The organism is Bartonella sp. B39, assembly GCF_053795145.1.
In genome coordinates, this window is sequence record NZ_CP200036.1 from 1,641,514 (window position 1) to 1,658,246 (window position 16,733).

A 16,733-nucleotide genomic window follows, 5' to 3' on the forward strand; every position below is an offset into this window, starting at 1 on the left:
TAGTATAAGAAAAAGATCATCAAACTTTATATTATAAAAAGAAACCATCATGATTGGGGATAATCATCATTGTTGATATTGATAATGAATACCGGCAACTGATGATAGAAATATGGGCGGGGCATAAAAAATAGAATCCAAATACAAAGGAACGTTTGAGGGTCTTAAAGAGATAATTTACGGGTATGGATATGAAATCATAGAAGCTAAACCTCTAGCACATAAATCCCCTGGAGCATATCAGATCATAATCTTATGATAGAGGATCAATTAACTGGTATGGATGAAGCTTAAGAAAAATTGTCTTTCAAAGCAGTGGCCCCTTACAAGAGAATCTAAAAAAAGATTTGGCTAAACATACAGAAAAATAAAAAGCTTTTTCTCAAAAGACTTCTTCTAATATCTCAAAATCTCCTTCTCAAGAAATATTTATCGTACACTGTCATGATCATGATGCCCTAGAGCAGCTTGAACTTATTATTCGCAGACTTGGGATTTATCCTTACATCTTAAAAGGTACTGACAGTGGTAGTTTAACCATTATTGAATCTTTAGAAAGAGAAATTTGTACGCCAACCCGTTTTATAAAATTTGGTATTGTACTACTCACTCCCAATGACATGGGCTATGCCAAATCTGAAGGTGAAACAAAAGTAAAATCTCGTGCGCGACAAAATATTATTCTCGAAATGGGCATGTTAGTATCCGCGCTTTCTCGAAAAAATGTTGTTATTCTTGTAAAACAAGACACTGAAATCCCTTCCGATGTTTATGGAATTATATACCTTCCTTTTAAGAACCACGTAAAAGAAATAGCTTCAAAACTTATCGGTCGATTATCAGAATCTGGATTCAATTTAGGTCCATCAGCAATTTCCATGCATCAGATTAAGCCTAAACAACGACCAAGAAAGATTTGAAATAACTTCTTGAATATTAAAATGGGAGAGATTTCTTCAATTTTAAAAATGAAGAAAGAAGTTATATTGGGATATTCCTGTGGAGAACATTGAACCTCTAGAGAGCAACTTACTTGCTAATTTATCGTTTAAGCCAAGAGAATATTTAAAGGTTTATGGACAAATATAGGGTTGATGTATTAGTAATCATAATCCTAGAATATAGGACAATGGAAAGGAACGGCCACTATAAATACCGCCCTTTCTCCTCTTGTTTCAAAGTTTGAGACCATTGAACAGGAAATCAACTATGCTACGTGACAAAGTAGCAAAAAGCCTTGCAAATCCGCATCCTACACTTCCACATGGTGAAGTTATGGCTGAAATGGAAACTATAATAGAGCAACTTGAAGCCGAACAGAAGAAGTTCTAATGCTACCAGTTATCTGGTTACCTTCAGCTCGCAATGATTTACATCAGATTTTAACTTACATTGCCAAAAAAATCCACCTGCTGCGGGGGCATTTGAAAAGACTTCTGAAAGCTTGTATAGTACCATTATCCGAGCATCCATACCTCTGTCATCAAAGTAAAAGAGTGGCTCAGATTACGGGAAATCATGGCACATCCAAGCGCATCCGAACTATCTTATATTGTACCAAGTCACTGCAAAGAAAATTGAGATTATTACCGGCATAAACACCCGCCGTGAATTTCCTAACTCCATTTGATTTTACAAAAACGCAGTACCTCTCATTAAAAAATAAGATGCCACAAAAGCTTTTTCATTTTTATAGCACCCCTAAAATCACTTTATCACTGAGCAAATGTTTTTTGCCGTATACGCAATAATCAACAAAGGACTAAAACCCCTAAAGTTCGAGCGCAAAGATTAACCCGTTATAAATGATCCCATACTATGAGTACCTTCAGAATTCCGAGAGATTTTGCTATGTCCAGCTGCTCTCAGCATTAAAAGCAAAAAGGCTGGCTGGAACTCAGTATTTTCAAGCTCCTGGAATATCAATGCAATGGCGCTCGCACCCAATGGGGCAAGCTTTGTAGAATGAAAATTTTTAACATCATGGTTTAGGCCGTTACACGCTCTGTTCATTTAAAAACGCCGTTGTAATTTTTATTGTAAATCCTCTGAAATTACTTTATTCTTTAAAAGATGTTTTGGTCGCATACGCAACGACCAAAGGGGCCTTGAAAACCCTAAGTTCTAGCGTAAAAATGAACCCACTCTATGGGTATCCCGGGGTTCCGGGAGTTTTTGCTATGTCCAGGTGCTCTCAGCACTAAAAGCAAAAAGGCTGACTAGAACTCAGTATTTTCAAGCTCCCGGAATACCAATGCGAGGGCGCTCGCACCCGGTGGGTAGGGCTTTAAAATGCGGGCTAAAAATCTTTTTAACGATATTTTATAGGCAAAAAAATTCGCTTTAGGAGAAAAATGCTAAAAATGTCTCAAAGAGAACTAGGCCACTGCTTAGGTGTAACCTTTCAACAAATTCAAAAATATGAAAAGGGATTGAATCGTGTAAGTGCGGGGCGTTTGAAAGATATTGCCGATATACTGAGTGTCCCACTTTCCTTTTTTTACCCTGATCTCTTAACAAAACAAGAGATCCCATGCCATCACGATGAAATCATATCAAGCGAAGAGGAATATCTGCTTTTAAAAAGATTTAGAGTTCTAACATCTGTAAAACGAAAGGCAATTCTACAATTAATCTCTGATCAGAATGAAAGTTTTTAACATCATGGTCTAGGCCACCACAGGCCCTATTATTGACTTGCCTCACACACACCTCAAAGGACGCAAATCCCTTCCCGATCTTGTTTGTAAACAATCCGTTTTCTCAGAGCGGGGTTCATTTAGATTCCCATGTTACGTGGTTCATTCCATAAGATTATACGGGCAATCCCTACCCTGAATATTCACCATACTCTCTCAATTAAAATACCCCATGGGTAAAGTTTATGCCTTACAGCCCCCCTAAACGATAGCATTTTACAGCACGACAGAATAAATATTCATACCTATTTTTTAAAGGACATCCCTCAAAAAGCAACGCTTGAAAATTTATTTGGTTGATCTGGAACAGCGCCTAACGCATCATTTTATAATGGTGATGGAAGGATTGATCTTAACATACAATGGCAAAAGATTGCTTTTTTATCGCAATCACCAAAAGCAAAAATTTATTTAAAATATACGCGACAAGAAGCACTTCAAAGAAGCCTTGCAATGAAGGCTGGAACCATTATTCCTAGTATTATGATAATTGGTTTGAAAGGTGACTTTCCCAGACAAATCATAGCTCAGGAAAAAGAAAGCGTTTACGATCCAGAACGAGACAAAAAGTTTTAATTCCTATGGAGCGAGATTAGGATTGAAATAACCCGTAACACTAAACATTCAACCAATATTTACTATTCGTCCCAGTTATAATTTCAATGTGATAGAAACAAAAGATATCATTTTACTTGGCTTGACAAGATCATCCAATGGCCGCACTTCCTTATCTGATAAGTCCATCTTAAAAGTACTATGGCTACAAAACACCACGAAAAGAGCTGTACATATAGTATGTTTACAGAGTTTTTATGTACTTTTAACATATATATACTGTATGTTAAGTATAAGCTTTAAGCGCTCTTAGAGATGGTAGTATTTTTCTAAAGAAACGAATGAAAAAATTACCGATTTATTGGAAATAAATATGTTGTTAATGCAGTCATGAGCAAAGTTGCTTTTATTTCGATGTAAGAGCTTCGCAGGAGAGTGTAATAATTATTCAGGGGGATTTTAAGATATTAAAATATTTATTGTTGCCACCACTTGTGTTAGCAGCAGGTTGTGCATCCATAAATAGTAATTCATCAAGTTACGTTGGCCCATGTCTTACAAAGAATGCTGCAAAATCCATTGCCAATGATTATGTTAGCAATACCAAGAGACGTTTGCCGCCAGCTACAACCGCGCTTATTATAAAGAAAAATAATATAGTAGACAACTTTACTCCTCTATTTATCGACCTGTTACGGTAGAATGGATATCACGTGATCTATACAGATCAACCCAAAAAACAGCAGAACATGGGCGTAAATTTGGTTTACACACTAACACCAAGGGATAATGGTTGTGTAACGTCTGTTATTGAGTATGATTGGTCTGGAGAACCAACTGCGTATACAGGTATTTTTCAGAATAGATAGCCCCCTATTTAAAGTAGACATTTTTTATATTTTAGATGTAAAGACCTAGAAGGTCTTACTCAAGAAAAGAGATTTGCACCTCTGTAAAAATCCTTGTTTTTAGCCAGAATGAGCAAATTTTTATATCTTGTAACGATACACGATATCAAAAATGATAGCTTTATGATTTAAACATAAGGGAATTGATAAAAATCCAGTACCTTTAGAGAATTGTGTTTTGCATGATTTTCTCAACAACCAAACACACCCGCCGATATCATCATCAACATTTTTACGCGATTTGTTAGAATTGGGAGAAACCAAGATAGTTGCTCAATATATCGGCAAATGGTGATCTTTCATTAATCAAAATTTTGTTTTCAATGGAAAATATATTGTATTCTCAACGCACATCATCTGTAAAGAGTAGTAGAAAAAAATGCTCTTTTCACTCTTCTGAAATTATTTTCTTTTTCAACAAAATGAAATCTTACACGAAAGCAATTCGTCCTTTTGGGTAGATTTTACAAAGGGGGTTTATAGCAAAACATCCATGATAAGCTGTTGATAAGACTCCCATAAGCATCAGCCGTACATCCAATAAGTATGGTAGCCAACAGGGATTACGCCACACACAGTTATTCAAGTAAGAAGCAAACAACCTTTTATGAGGTTGTGAAAACCGCATGTACATTTATTACCGTAAAAGCCAGCATTTTTCATATGATAATCCTTTTAACCTGCTTGAAATAATAAAAGAAAAATGTGAAAATTCCTAAACCGTTACGAGAAGGGAACATCCATGATTAAAAAAAGCATCCAATTGCTTATCGTGGGAGTTGTTTGGCTTTCAAGTGCTATCACTGTTGCAAATTCTGCTAAAACCGCTGCAATATCCTCAAATCTTGAAAACTCTTTGAATACTGTTCAAAATGCTTCAAACACAGACAAACCTTTCCAACCCTTACAAGCTGGACAATACGATCAAGCCTATGACTATTATATCCAGGGCTATTATTTGAATGCCTTTCGTGAAGCACTCAGACGAGCTGAACAAAATGATCCTTTTGCACAAACTCTTCTTGCCCAAATTTATATGGAAGGATACGCCGTTCCTCGTGATGGTGCGCGTGCCGCTTTGTGGTTTGAACGTGCAGCAAAACAGGGTGAACCACAAGCACAATTACGCTACGGTATTATGTTATTTGATGGTAATTTTATTACACAAAATAAAGAACTTGGTGAAGAATTAATTCGAAAAGCTGCAGAATCTGGAGTAAAAGAAGCCTATTTTTATTATGGAGAATTGCTGCTTTATAAAGCTTCGGATGAAAAGAAAAATCTTCCTGGTGTTACTTCACAAAGTCGCGAAAATAAATCCGTAGAACAGGCACTTAAATGGTTCTTAAAAGGTGCCAAACTTGGTGATTCTGAAGCCGCTTTTTCTGCAGCGAAAATTCTTTCTCTAGGAACTTTAACGCGACCAAAAGATGATCGTAATGCACGCAAACTCATGGAAGTTGCAGCTCAAAACAAACATACCCCAGCACAAATTCTTTTGGCGCAATGGCTTGTAGAAGGTCGCGGAGGAGAAACTGATTTTCAACGTGCTTTTCATTTGCTTCTAAGCAACGCCACCAACATGGTCCCGCCGGCACAGGTTTCTCTTGCAAGACTTTATCGAGATGGCATAGGCACAAAAGGCGATACGGTAATGGCCGCGGCGTGGTATATGCTTGCAAAGCATGCAAACCTACAAGCACCTGATCTTGAAATAATGCTTGAAGGAATGGACGATTCACAATTGGAAAAAGCGCGCAAAGAAGCAATAAAGCTCCTTCCTATTTTTTAAGCAACGCCTTTAAAAGGATGCTCTTTATTTCAAAAAAAGAAGTTAAAAAAATAAATTCCCATAAAAAACTTTGTGCAAATTGTTAAAAGGCTTGCGTCTGAGTACTTTTTATGGTCTTGCAAAGAATTGAAAAGCAAGAATACATAAAAGTTCTTTATTTTGGAGTACTTTCTAGGCTTTTTTCTCTGTAAAAATGATAAGAAATTCTACCACAATAATGACCAAAAAGGCTCGCTACAAAAATTACAAGGGGGGATAACCGTAAAGACAAAATTGGACGTGAACAATGAAAATTAATGGTAATGAAATTCGCCCTGGCAATGTAATCGAGCATCAAGGAAGCTTATGGGTAGCTGTTAAATGCAATGCTGTAAAACCAGGAAAAGGTGGTGCATTTAATCAAGTTGAAATGAAAAATTTGATTGATGGTACAAAGCTCAATGAACGCTTTCGTGCTGCCGAAACGGTAGAACGAGTACGCCTTGAACAAAAGGATTTTACTTTCCTCTATCAACAAGGTGATTCTCTGATTTTTATGGATTCACAATCCTATGAACAACTTGAATTACAAAAAGATTTTGTTGGTGAGCGCGCAGCTTTTTTGCAAGATGGGATGACTGTCACCGTTGAACTTTATCAAGAAAAGCCCATTGGCATATCACTTCCCGATCAAGTCACAGTGACAATTGCAGCAGCTGATCCTGCCATAAAAGGGCAAACGGTCACCTCCTCTTATAAGCCTGCAATTCTTGAAAATGGTATGCGCATTCTTGTACCACCCTTTATTAATGCCGGTGAACGTGTCATTGTTGATACCAATGAGTTGATTTATTTGCGTCGTGCAAATGAAAAAGGATAAGTAAAGGAATAAAAGATGGCCCATTCTGCAATCATGAATGTCATGGTGCAAGCCGCAATGAAAGCTGGGCGCTCGCTTGTGCGTGATTATGGTGAAGTACAAAATTTGCAAGTATCTTTGAAAGGACCAGCAGATTATGTAAGCCAAGCAGATCGCAAAGCTGAAAAAATTATTTTCAATGAATTAAGCAAAGCACGCCCAAAATTTGGTTTTTTGATGGAAGAGTCTGAGGAAATCATTGGAGAAGATTCACAACATCGTTTCATTGTTGACCCTTTGGATGGTACAACGAATTTTCTTCATGGCATTCCTTTTTTTGCTGTTTCCATTGCCTTGGAAAGTCAAGGACAGCTTGTTGCTGCTGTGATTTATAATCCCGTGAGTGATGAACTTTTCACCGCTGAACGCGGTGGTGGCGCTTTCTTTAATGACCGTCGCTGTCGCGTTTCGGCCCGACGAAAATTAGAAGATTGTGTCATTGCAACGGGCATGCCGCATTTTGGTCGCCCAGCTCATGGAGCATATCTTATTGAACTGCGCAATGTAATGATGGAAGTTGCTGGGCTTCGCCGTTTTGGAGCTGCTGCTCTTGATTTAGCCTATGTCGCTGCGGGCAGAATCGATGGCTTTTGGGAAGATAATCTTCAAATTTGGGATATGGCTGCTGGAATACTGATGGTTCGCGAAGCTGGGGGTTTTGTAACTGACAAAGACGGAGGCGACGCTATATTTCGCAAAAAAAATATCATCGCCGGCAATGAACGCATTCGCACTAAATTAGAAGTAACCCTCAAAAAAGGCATTTGAGAAAAAGAGACGTTCGAGAAAGAAGGCAAGGCTGCAAGACACTACCTTCAATTTTCTTAATATCAACAATGATGGTGTATGATATGTTATGATAACTGCTTATTGATGTGAAAATTGCAATTTAGCCAAATAGGCATAAACTCCGTTCTGTGCGACGAGTTCTGCGTGTGTTCCCTCTTCAACAAGAGTTCCTTTATCCATCACAAGAATACGATCAGCTTTTAAAATTGTTGCTAAACGGTGTGCAATCACCAGTGTCGTTCGATTTTGCATCAGTCCTTCTAAGGCTTCTTGCACCAATTTTTCACTGTTTGCATCTAAGGCTGAAGTTGCTTCATCAAGCAGTAACAAAGGCGCATTTCTCAAAATCGCACGTGCAATACCAATGCGTTGTTTTTGCCCACCAGAAAGCATAGTACCACGTTCTCCCACTTGCGTATCAAAACCGTCTGGTAAAGCTCTAATAAATTCAAGTGCATTTGCTGCTTTAGCTGCAGCAATAATTTCTTCTTCATCGATATTTTCTGCCCCAAAAACAATATTATCGCGTAACGTGCCATCAAAAATGGCAACGTCTTGTAGAACATAAGAGATTGTACTGCGTAAATCTTGTAAAGAAAGGCGATTAGTTTCCACTCCATCAAAGAGAATCCGACCACTTGTCGGATCATAAAAACGAAGGATCAAAGAAAAAAGTGTGCTTTTACCTGCGCCTGATGCGCCAACAAAAGCAACCGTTTCACCTGCTTTAATAGAAAAAGAAAGAGAATGCAAAATCTTTTCTTCTGGTCTGGAAGGATAAATAAAATCAACTTTATCAAAAACAATTGCACCCTGCACAGGTTTAGCCAATGGTAAAGGAACTTTAGGTGTTAAAACCGTAGGTTGTTCTTGCAACAATTCGGCAAGCCGTTCAGCAGCGCCTACTGCTTGGATTAATTCTGCACCAAGTTCCGATAATTGTGCAAAGGTTGAAGCTCCAAAAATTGCATAGAGAACAAATTGGCCTAAAGTTCCCACCGTCATAGTGCCATTCAAAACATCCCGGGATCCAATCCACAAAACAGCAACCACACTGCTAAAAACCAGGAAAATTGCAAAGCCAGTAAAAAAGGAACGCAAGATCACAGAAGCACGTGCTGTCTGAAAAGCCCGCTCAATCAACTTTAAAAAACGTGTCGCAACGCGTTTTTCAGCAGTAAAAGCTTGCACAGTTCGAATAGCACTTATCTGTTCGGTCGCCAAAGCATTAGCATCTGCGAGACGATCTTGTGCTGCACGTGTACGTGTACGAACCCTGCGCCCAAAGACAACTAACGGAATAGCAACAAAGGGAATAGCAAGCAAAACAAGCGCAGATAATTTAGCATTAGTGATAACCATCATCACGATTGCACCAATCACTACAATCAGATGACGTAAAGCGGTAGAAGCGGTTGAGCCAACGGCTAATTTTATTTGCGTTGTATCTGTTAGGAGCCGCGAGACAATTTCACCAGAATGAGACTTATCAAAAAAAGCAGGTGAAAGCTTCATAATATGGACAAAAACATCATACCGTAAATCAGCAACAATCCGTTCTCCGACGGTTATAACACAATAATAACGACAAGCCGAAGCAAGTGCGAGAAGCAAAGCCAAGACAAATAAAATAAAAAAATAAAAATTGATATGACCGTGGCTTGAAGTGGAAAAACCATGATCAAACATTTTGCCGATAGCAATGGGCAAAGCCAACGTGACAAGAGCAGCAACAGTCAAAGCAAAAAAGGCAAAGATAAACAACCAGCGATAGCGTATAAGATAAGGACCAAAAGTTTTAAGCGAAGACAATGCAGGCTTCGTATTGGTAGGTTTCACAATTTTTTCTGAATGATTAGAGAGATACATAGGATTTTGCTCACTTACGAGGTTGTCTATAACTCTTGATGCAGTAACCTATCTTGAACACTTGTTTTTTGCTGCGTGCTCAGTTATAGGAGTAGTATTTTGATCGAGTTATCAAAAAGACAATGGAAACGCACTTAAAAAAGTGAAAAAGTTCTATTTAATTTTATAAACACAAAAGGTTTGTCCCATGAAAGCGAATATTCATCCCGACTATCACAAAATTACCGTCGTTATGACGGATGGTAGCCAATACACAACGCGCTCCACTTGGGGAAAAGAAGGAGACATCCTTAATTTGGATATCGACCCAAGAACCCATCCAGCATGGACAGGCGGGTCTCAAACCCTCGTAGACCGTGGCGGTCGTGTTTCTAAATTTAAAAATCGTTTTGGTAACCTCGGTTTATTGCAAACAACTAAAAAACTCTCGTAGGGCGCGTAATTATCTGAGGGATGTATCCATTATAAATCTTGAAAAGAATGTGCTTTTAGAACTTTTATAGTTAAAGTTTTTGTTAAAGGCTCTCTAGCGAATGCAAAACTCCCCGCTTTAAAGCGGGATTTTTTTGCATATTGAGAGATAAATGAAAACTGCTCAACAATTGTATAAAAAACGATTATACAAGAGAGAAGAAGGGCCTCCGTCGAAATATTGAACAAAAAACGCATCCCCTAGACAGATTTCACATACCGAGAAATTGGAATGGTTGTGTCCCTAAATTCAAAAATTGTTTTGAGATATCTTTTTCTCCAGTGTTAACCCGTACCTTGCACACATAGTCCACAGATCGCATATTGAATCTTCGCACCCATCATCCTTTATGCTACGATTGAATTCCTTTTACACATGACAAAAAAATGCATAAAAATGAACCAAATAGCAATCTGAAACTCTTTCAAGCAGCATGAAATTTACCATTGAAATAAATAATCAATATATTGCATCTTTTACAAAGCCTGTTGTTCTTCAAGCACACGATTGTTCTTTGTCTTTTGTCCATTGTCCCAAAGCAGCAAGATGGTTCATCCGTGCACGATGACCAAAAGCCTTTTGCGCAACAGCAATATTTTCATGCCTGCCACCCCACGCCTTCAAGGCTGCTGCTTGCAATGCCCTCCCATAAGAAAAGGTCAACTTCCAAGGCAATGCGCCCAAAGAATTCATGGTAGATAAATGCGCCGTTGCTTCCTGATCAGACTGCCCTCCAGAAAGAAAAGCAATTCCTGGCACAGCAGCGGGAACAGTCTGTTTAAGCACGCAAATCGTCTTTTCGGCCACTTCTTCAACAGAAGCATTGCGCGCATTTTTACCATCAATCACCATATTAGGTTTTAAAATCATACCCTCCAAAACAACACGGGCTTCAAAAAGTTCTTTAAACACCGTATGTAAGACGGCCTTTGTCACCTCAAAGCAGCGCACAATTGAATGCTGCCGCGACGCCCCATCCATCAGCACTTCAGGCTCAACAATCGGCACAAGACCTTCTTCCTGACACAAAGCGGCATAGCGAGCAAGCGCTTGTGCATTTTGTCTTATTGCCCCTCTTGTTGGCAGAGCATGTGCATCAATTGCAATGACGGCACGCCATTTAGCAAAACGCGCTCCTAAAGCATAATAATCTTTTAAACGCTCACGAAGTCCATCCAATCCTTCTGTAATTGTTTCCTGAGGAAAAGCCGCCAATGGTTTAGCACCACTATCCACTTTAATACCTGGCAAAGCACCCGCATCACGAATAAGATCTGTCAACATTCTCCCGGTAGATGCTTTTTGACGAATGGTTTCATCAAATAAGATGACACCAGAGATGGCGCTTTCCATAGCTTCTTTTGCACTAAAAAGCATTTCACGATAAGCACGGCGATTATCTTCGTTGCATTCAACCCCAATAGTTTCAAAACGCTTTCCAATCGTCGCAGTACTTTCATCTGCTGCCAAAATACCTTTACCCGCATGAACCAAAGCAAGTGCAATATCTTCAAGACGTTCATTCATAAAAAAATCCTCTTTGTTCTGTTTTAATTTCTAAAAATGCACAACACTATCAAAACCCTCTTAAACGACTGTATAGTTTTTCTTTAACCTTTCTTCAAAGAAGTCTTTTATCCTGCATGAGGGCGAAAATACCCGGAAGAGTCTTACCTTCCATCCATTCTAAAAAAGCACCGCCAGCGGTTGAAAGATAGGTAAAATCATCAGCAACACCAGCATGATTGAGTGCAAAAACCGTATCTCCTCCTCCAGCGATTGAGACCACTTTCCCTTTTTGACTAAGCTCTGCTGCATGACGTGCAACTGCAATTGTTCCTTGATCAAATGGAGACATTTCAAAAGCCCCAAGAGGTCCATTCCATACCAGGGTAGCGGCTTCCTCAATCACTGCATTTATATGCGCAATAGAACGCGCCCCAATATCGAGAATCATGCCTTTCTCAGGAATATCTCCTATATCATAGAGACGATGCGGCGCATCTTTTTCAAAACGAAATGCAACGATAGCATCCTGAGGGAGCATAAGAACACAGTGGTATTCTTGCGCTTTTTTAATGATTTTTTTTATCGTGTCCATCAGCGCATGTTCACATAGTGACTTGCCAACAGACACACCTTGTGCCGCTAAAAAACTGTTAGCCATGCCCCCACCAATCACTAGATGATCAACTTTTTCAACCAAATGATTGAGCACAAAAAGCTTACTTGAAACCTTCGCCCCCCCCACAATGGCGACCACTGGATGCTTTGGATTTCCGAGCCCTTTTTCTAGCGCCTGCAATTCAGCCTGCAAAGAACGCCCTGCATAAGAAGGCAATAAATTTGTTATTCCCTCTACGGAAGCATGGGCACGATGAGAAACTGAAAAAGCATCATTAACATAGAGATCCCCATGATGAGCTAAAGCTTCAGCAAAACAGCAATCATTTTTTTCTTCTCCTGAATGAAAACGGACATTTTCAAGCAGCAACACACCTCCATTTTGCAATTCTTCAACCGCTGTCTCTGCTACTGGGCCGATACAATCTGGCGCAAAAGTAACCGGTTGATTGATTGTTTTTTCTAGCATCTCTACAACGGGATGCAGTGAAAATTCTGGTTCCACTTTTCCCTTAGGGCGACCGCAATGCGAAAGAAGGATAAGCTTAGCACCACGCCTTTGAAGTTCAACGAGTGTTTCTTTATGCCGCTCTAAGCGCGTCGTATCACAGACCTTGCCCTGCACCATTGGCACATTAAAATCCACCCGCACAAGAATACGCTTCCCCGCTACATCAACACCATCAAGTGTCCGAAAACTCATCACTGCTCCCTCTTCACCATCATCACTGCTCCTTCTTCACTATCATCACTGCTCCTTCTTCACTATCATCACTGCTCCTTCTTCACTATCATCACTGCTCCCTCTTCACTTTTTTTGTTTCAAAAAAACGTACCCGTTCAAGTTCTTTCCCATACAATCTTTTCTTATCTTCGGTTAAAGAGATCTGTTACAGCATGTATTCTCTCAATCTCTGTAACCTTTATTCCCCCTTATATTTTTTCAATTCTCTTATCTTTTTACAATCTTGGTCTTTTCCAACACTCACTTTTTCAAATCCCGCCTCTTTGATGGAAAAAAATACGTCTTCTCATACCCAAATGAAACGTAACAAAACTTACCATCCATCATGCGATAAGTATTTTTTCTCCAGCACACCACGAACACTTTTCGTTACTGTTTTTTTCAAAAAGAATACACTCTATCGTTTCTATTACAAAAATGACCTTCTGTTGCAAAAAAGGACCCGAAGGCCCTCTTTTATATTGTCTTGGCAAAAGCCACAGCAGTGTCACTCATACGGTTCGAAAAACCCCACTCATTATCGTACCAAACCAGAACACGACAAAGCTGACCATCGATCACCTTGGTTTGATCATTGTGGAAAATACCTGAATGCGGATTATGGTTAAAATCACAACTCACCAGCTTTTCCTCTGTATAATTCAAAATTCCTTTAAGCGAACCCCGTGCAGCAGTACAAATAGCCGTATTAATTTCCTCAACTGTTGTGGAACGCTTAGCAGTAAATGTCAAATCAACCACAGAAACATTGGAGGTTGGAACACGAATCGACACCCCATCGAGCAACCCCTTTAATTCTGGCAAGACCAGTCCTACAGCTTTCGCCGCTCCTGTTGATGTAGGGATCATAGAGAGTGCGGCAGCCCGTGCACGATAAAGGTCACGATGCATTGTATCCAACACAGGTTGATCACCTGTATAAGAATGGATTGTTGTCATAAAACCCTTTTCAATACCAACCGTGTTGTGCAACACTTGTGCGACAGGCGCTAAGCAATTAGTTGTACACGAAGCATTTGAAACAACGCGATGCTCCTTGCTCAAAGACTGATGATTAACCCCATAGACCACGGTAAGATCAGCGCCTTCAGAAGGTGCAGAAACAAGAACACGCTTTGCCCCCGCATCTAAATGCGCACTTGCTTTATCACGCGCAGTAAAAAGTCCTGTACATTCCAAAGCAACATCAACATCCAAAGCCTTCCAAGGCAATTGTGCTGGATCCCGCTCTGCCAATACCTTTATCAAACCGCGCCCAATATCAATCGCATCACCAACAACCTGAACATGACCTGGAAAACGCCCATGAACAGAATCATAGCGCAACAAATGGGCATTTGTTTCCACGGACCCTAAATCATTAATTGCCACAACCTCAATATCTTGCCGTCCACTTTCCACAATGGCACGTAAAACATTACGCCCAATACGACCAAACCCGTTAATTGCAACGCGCACACTCATTTCACATTTTCCTCATCAAATTTTATAGCGCAATAAATGGACACTTGTTTCTACCGCCCCAAATCATTAACGACCACAATCTCAATATCTTATCTATCACTCTCCATAATGGCATTCTTCACAATAGCATAAAAAGCCTTTTGCCTAATACGAACAACCCCATTCATTGCACCATGAACACTCATTTTACATTTTCCTCATCAAACTTTATAGCGCAATAAATGGACACTTGTTTCTACCGCCCCAAATCATTAACGACCACAATCTCAATATCTTATCTATCACTTTCCATAATGGCACTTCTCATAATGGCATTCTTCACAATAGCATAAAAAGCCTTTTGCCTAATACGAACAACCCCATTCATTGCACCATGAACACTCATTTTACATTTTCCTTATTGATCTTTCTAAGCTCTTTTTCAACGGCATCGACCACATTCTCACAAGTAATGCCGAAATGCGCATAAAGGGCATCAATCGTTCCACTGGCACCAAACCCCTCCATACCAATAAACACACCATCACTGCCAATAAAACGATCCCATCCTTGCCGAATTGCAGCTTCAATAGCAATTTTAATCGGTGCATCCCCAATGAGGGCATGCTGATAGGAGAGAGATTGTTGTGCAAAAAGTTCAAAACAAGGCACAGAAACCACACGCGTTGGGATGCTCTTTTCTTCTAACACCGCATGTGCCTCCACCGCAATTTGCAATTCTGAACCAGAAGCAAACAGCGTCACTTGTGCATCATCGCTAGCCGTTAGCAATTCATAAGCACCAAGCATACAAAGATTTTCTTCTTCATACTCTTGACGCAAAAGCGGTAAATTTTGTCGGCTCAAAGCCAAAGTAGAAGGCGTTTTGCGTGCTTTCAAAGCCAATTGCCAGCACTCTACTGTCTCCATAGCGTCAGCAGGGCGAAAAACAAAATGATTAGGCATTGCACGCAAAGAAGCCAAATGCTCCACGGGTTGATGCGTAGGTCCATCCTCACCAAGACCAATGGAATCATGGGTCATGACATAAATCACCCGCAATCCCATCAAAGAAGAGAGCCGCATAGCAGGACGCATATAGTCAGAAAAGCATAAAAAGGTTCCCCCATAAGGAATAAAGCCGCCATAAAGGGCAAGACCATTCATCACGGCTCCCATCACATGTTCGCGAATTCCATAATGCAGATAACGCCCTGAAAAATCTTCAGCAGAAATACTTTTCATCTGCCTGCTTTTGGTATTATTAGATCCGGTTAGATCAGCCGAACCACCGATGGTCTCAGTGACGACTTCATTTATAACGTCAAGAGCCATTTCTGAAGCTTTACGCGTAGCAACAACAGGGTGCTCTTCAACCAGTTTCTGTTTATAAGTATCAATAGCGCCATCAAATCCGCCCACGAGATCGCCTCGCATCAATCTTTCAAACTCCACACGCTCTGAGACAGGAAGATCAGCAAATTTTACTTCCCATTTTTGTCGTTTTTTAGCGGCATTGAGACTAGCCAAGCGCCAATTATCGAGAATATCGGCTGGAATAACGAAAGGTTCAGCATCCCACCTTAAAGCGATACGGGTTTCAGCGATTTCTCGTGCGCCCAAAGGGGACCCATGAACTTTATTGGTACCCGCTTTATTTGGCGATCCAAAACCAATCATTGTTTTACAAGCAATCAAAGTTGGTTTATCGGAATTCTGTGCCGCCTCAATAGCCCGTGCAATTGCTGCTTGATCATGCCCATTGACTTTATGTGTCTCCCAACCAGAAGCTTTAAAACGTGCAATCTGATCTGTACTATCAGCAAGGGAAATTTCTCCATCGATGGAAATATTATTATCGTCCCACAATATAATCAATTTATTGAGTTTTAAATGACCAGCAAGGGAAATGGCTTCTTGAGCTATCCCTTCCATAAGGCATCCATCCCCAACCAACGCGTAAATGTAATGATTGATGAGATCGCCAAAACGTGCATTTTGCAAGCGCTCACCAATCGCCATTCCCACGGCATTCGCCAATCCTTGTCCGAGTGGCCCAGTGGTTGTTTCGATTCCTGCAACATGCCCATACTCTGGATGTCCAGCAAGTTTGGACTCTATTTGGCGAAAATTTTTGAGATCCTCAAGAGAGACATCTTCATAACCAGAAAGATATAAAAGGGCATAAAGCAACATAGACCCATGCCCAGCCGATAATACAAAGCGATCACGGTTGGGCCAATGAGGATTTTTGGGATCATGGGCAAGGAATTTTGTATAAAGAACAGTAACAATATCGGCTGCCCCCATTGGCAAACCAGGGTGACCAGAATTTGCTTTTTCAATCGCATCAATAGCAAGAAAACGGATAGCGTTGGCCATCTGATTTTGTTGTTCAGTATTTGTCATGAATGATAGACCATTTCGTTAACACGTTTG

At 40.1% G+C, this 16,733-nt stretch carries 12 protein-coding genes and 2 pseudogenes; 9 read left to right on the forward strand and 5 right to left on the reverse strand.

Translation table 11 applies throughout. The annotated features are described in order from the left end of the window. The first annotated feature begins 479 nt into the window (after positions 1-479). From V4P57_RS07525 to V4P57_RS07560, 8 genes and pseudogenes are all read left to right on the forward strand, one after another. Positions 480-920, forward strand: coding sequence for a TIR domain-containing protein (locus tag V4P57_RS07525; protein WP_455466984.1), 441 nt, complete (start codon positions 480-482; stop codon positions 918-920). Positions 921-1,209: 289 nt separating this feature from the next. Further along, complete coding sequence (locus V4P57_RS07530) at positions 1,210-1,332, forward strand: antitoxin PaaA2 family protein (protein WP_455465928.1); 123 nt, start codon at positions 1,210-1,212, stop codon at positions 1,330-1,332. A gap of 922 nt (positions 1,333-2,254) precedes the next feature. After that, positions 2,255-2,660 (forward strand): annotated as a pseudogene (locus V4P57_RS07535) (helix-turn-helix domain-containing protein). Between the two features lie 492 nt (positions 2,661-3,152). Continuing rightward, positions 3,153-3,275: a hypothetical protein gene (locus V4P57_RS07540; RefSeq protein WP_455465929.1), complete on the forward strand. Its 123-nt coding sequence runs from the start codon at positions 3,153-3,155 to the stop codon at positions 3,273-3,275. Between the two features lie 443 nt (positions 3,276-3,718). Further along, a pseudogene (locus V4P57_RS07545) lies at positions 3,719-4,123 on the forward strand (hypothetical protein). Positions 4,124-4,904: 781 nt separating this feature from the next. After that, complete coding sequence (locus V4P57_RS07550; protein WP_455465930.1) at positions 4,905-5,954, forward strand: tetratricopeptide repeat protein; 1,050 nt, start codon at positions 4,905-4,907, stop codon at positions 5,952-5,954. 286 nt (positions 5,955-6,240) lie between these two features. After that, positions 6,241-6,813 (forward strand): elongation factor P, encoded by a 573-nt coding sequence (gene efp / locus V4P57_RS07555; protein WP_455465931.1) that lies wholly within the window; start codon positions 6,241-6,243, stop codon positions 6,811-6,813. A gap of 15 nt (positions 6,814-6,828) precedes the next feature. Beyond that, positions 6,829-7,620: an inositol monophosphatase family protein gene (locus V4P57_RS07560; protein WP_455465932.1), complete on the forward strand. Its 792-nt coding sequence runs from the start codon at positions 6,829-6,831 to the stop codon at positions 7,618-7,620. 99 nt (positions 7,621-7,719) lie between these two features. On the opposite strand, the gene V4P57_RS07565 is transcribed toward V4P57_RS07560, so the two are convergent. Next, the gene (locus V4P57_RS07565; RefSeq protein ID WP_455465933.1) at positions 7,720-9,510 is read right to left on the reverse strand and encodes an ABC transporter transmembrane domain-containing protein; all 1,791 of its coding nucleotides are present in this window, start codon (positions 9,508-9,510) and stop codon (positions 7,720-7,722) included. Between the two features lie 187 nt (positions 9,511-9,697). On the opposite strand from V4P57_RS07565, the gene rpmE reads away from it, so the two are divergent. Next, positions 9,698-9,943: a 50S ribosomal protein L31 gene (gene rpmE, locus V4P57_RS07570; RefSeq protein ID WP_455465934.1), complete on the forward strand. Its 246-nt coding sequence runs from the start codon at positions 9,698-9,700 to the stop codon at positions 9,941-9,943. Positions 9,944-10,477: 534 nt separating this feature from the next. On the opposite strand, the gene V4P57_RS07575 is transcribed toward rpmE, so the two are convergent. The 4 genes from V4P57_RS07575 to tkt form a co-directional block, all read right to left on the reverse strand. Further along, positions 10,478-11,509, reverse strand: coding sequence for a class I fructose-bisphosphate aldolase (locus tag V4P57_RS07575; protein WP_455465935.1), 1,032 nt, complete (start codon positions 11,507-11,509; stop codon positions 10,478-10,480). 94 nt (positions 11,510-11,603) lie between these two features. After that, on the reverse strand, positions 11,604-12,809 hold the full coding sequence (locus tag V4P57_RS07580; protein WP_455465936.1) for a phosphoglycerate kinase: 1,206 nt from the start codon (positions 12,807-12,809) through the stop codon (positions 11,604-11,606). Between the two features lie 498 nt (positions 12,810-13,307). After that, entirely contained in the window at positions 13,308-14,315 is a 1,008-nt protein-coding gene (gene gap, locus V4P57_RS07585) for a type I glyceraldehyde-3-phosphate dehydrogenase (RefSeq protein ID WP_455465937.1), read from the reverse strand. A gap of 381 nt (positions 14,316-14,696) precedes the next feature. Then, positions 14,697-16,703: a transketolase gene (tkt, locus tag V4P57_RS07590; protein ID WP_455465938.1), complete on the reverse strand. Its 2,007-nt coding sequence runs from the start codon at positions 16,701-16,703 to the stop codon at positions 14,697-14,699. Positions 16,704-16,733 lie beyond the last annotated feature (30 nt).

Excerpts from the sequence above, each read along its gene's own strand:
- V4P57_RS07530 (WP_455465928.1), top strand. The coding sequence starts at position 1,210 with ATGCTACGTGACAAAGTAGCAAAAAGCCTTGCAAATCCGCATCCTACA.
- V4P57_RS07540 (WP_455465929.1), top strand. The coding sequence starts at position 3,153 with ATGAAGGCTGGAACCATTATTCCTAGTATTATGATAATTGGTTTGAAA.
- V4P57_RS07550 (WP_455465930.1), top strand. The coding sequence starts at position 4,905 with ATGATTAAAAAAAGCATCCAATTGCTTATCGTGGGAGTTGTTTGGCTT.
- efp (WP_455465931.1), top strand. The coding sequence starts at position 6,241 with ATGAAAATTAATGGTAATGAAATTCGCCCTGGCAATGTAATCGAGCAT.
- V4P57_RS07560 (WP_455465932.1), top strand. The coding sequence starts at position 6,829 with ATGGCCCATTCTGCAATCATGAATGTCATGGTGCAAGCCGCAATGAAA.
- V4P57_RS07565 (WP_455465933.1), bottom strand. The coding sequence starts at position 9,510 with ATGTATCTCTCTAATCATTCAGAAAAAATTGTGAAACCTACCAATACG.
- rpmE (WP_455465934.1), top strand. The coding sequence starts at position 9,698 with ATGAAAGCGAATATTCATCCCGACTATCACAAAATTACCGTCGTTATG.
- V4P57_RS07575 (WP_455465935.1), bottom strand. The coding sequence starts at position 11,509 with ATGAATGAACGTCTTGAAGATATTGCACTTGCTTTGGTTCATGCGGGT.
- V4P57_RS07580 (WP_455465936.1), bottom strand. The coding sequence starts at position 12,809 with ATGAGTTTTCGGACACTTGATGGTGTTGATGTAGCGGGGAAGCGTATT.
- gap (WP_455465937.1), bottom strand. The coding sequence starts at position 14,315 with ATGAGTGTGCGCGTTGCAATTAACGGGTTTGGTCGTATTGGGCGTAAT.
- tkt (WP_455465938.1), bottom strand. The coding sequence starts at position 16,703 with ATGACAAATACTGAACAACAAAATCAGATGGCCAACGCTATCCGTTTT.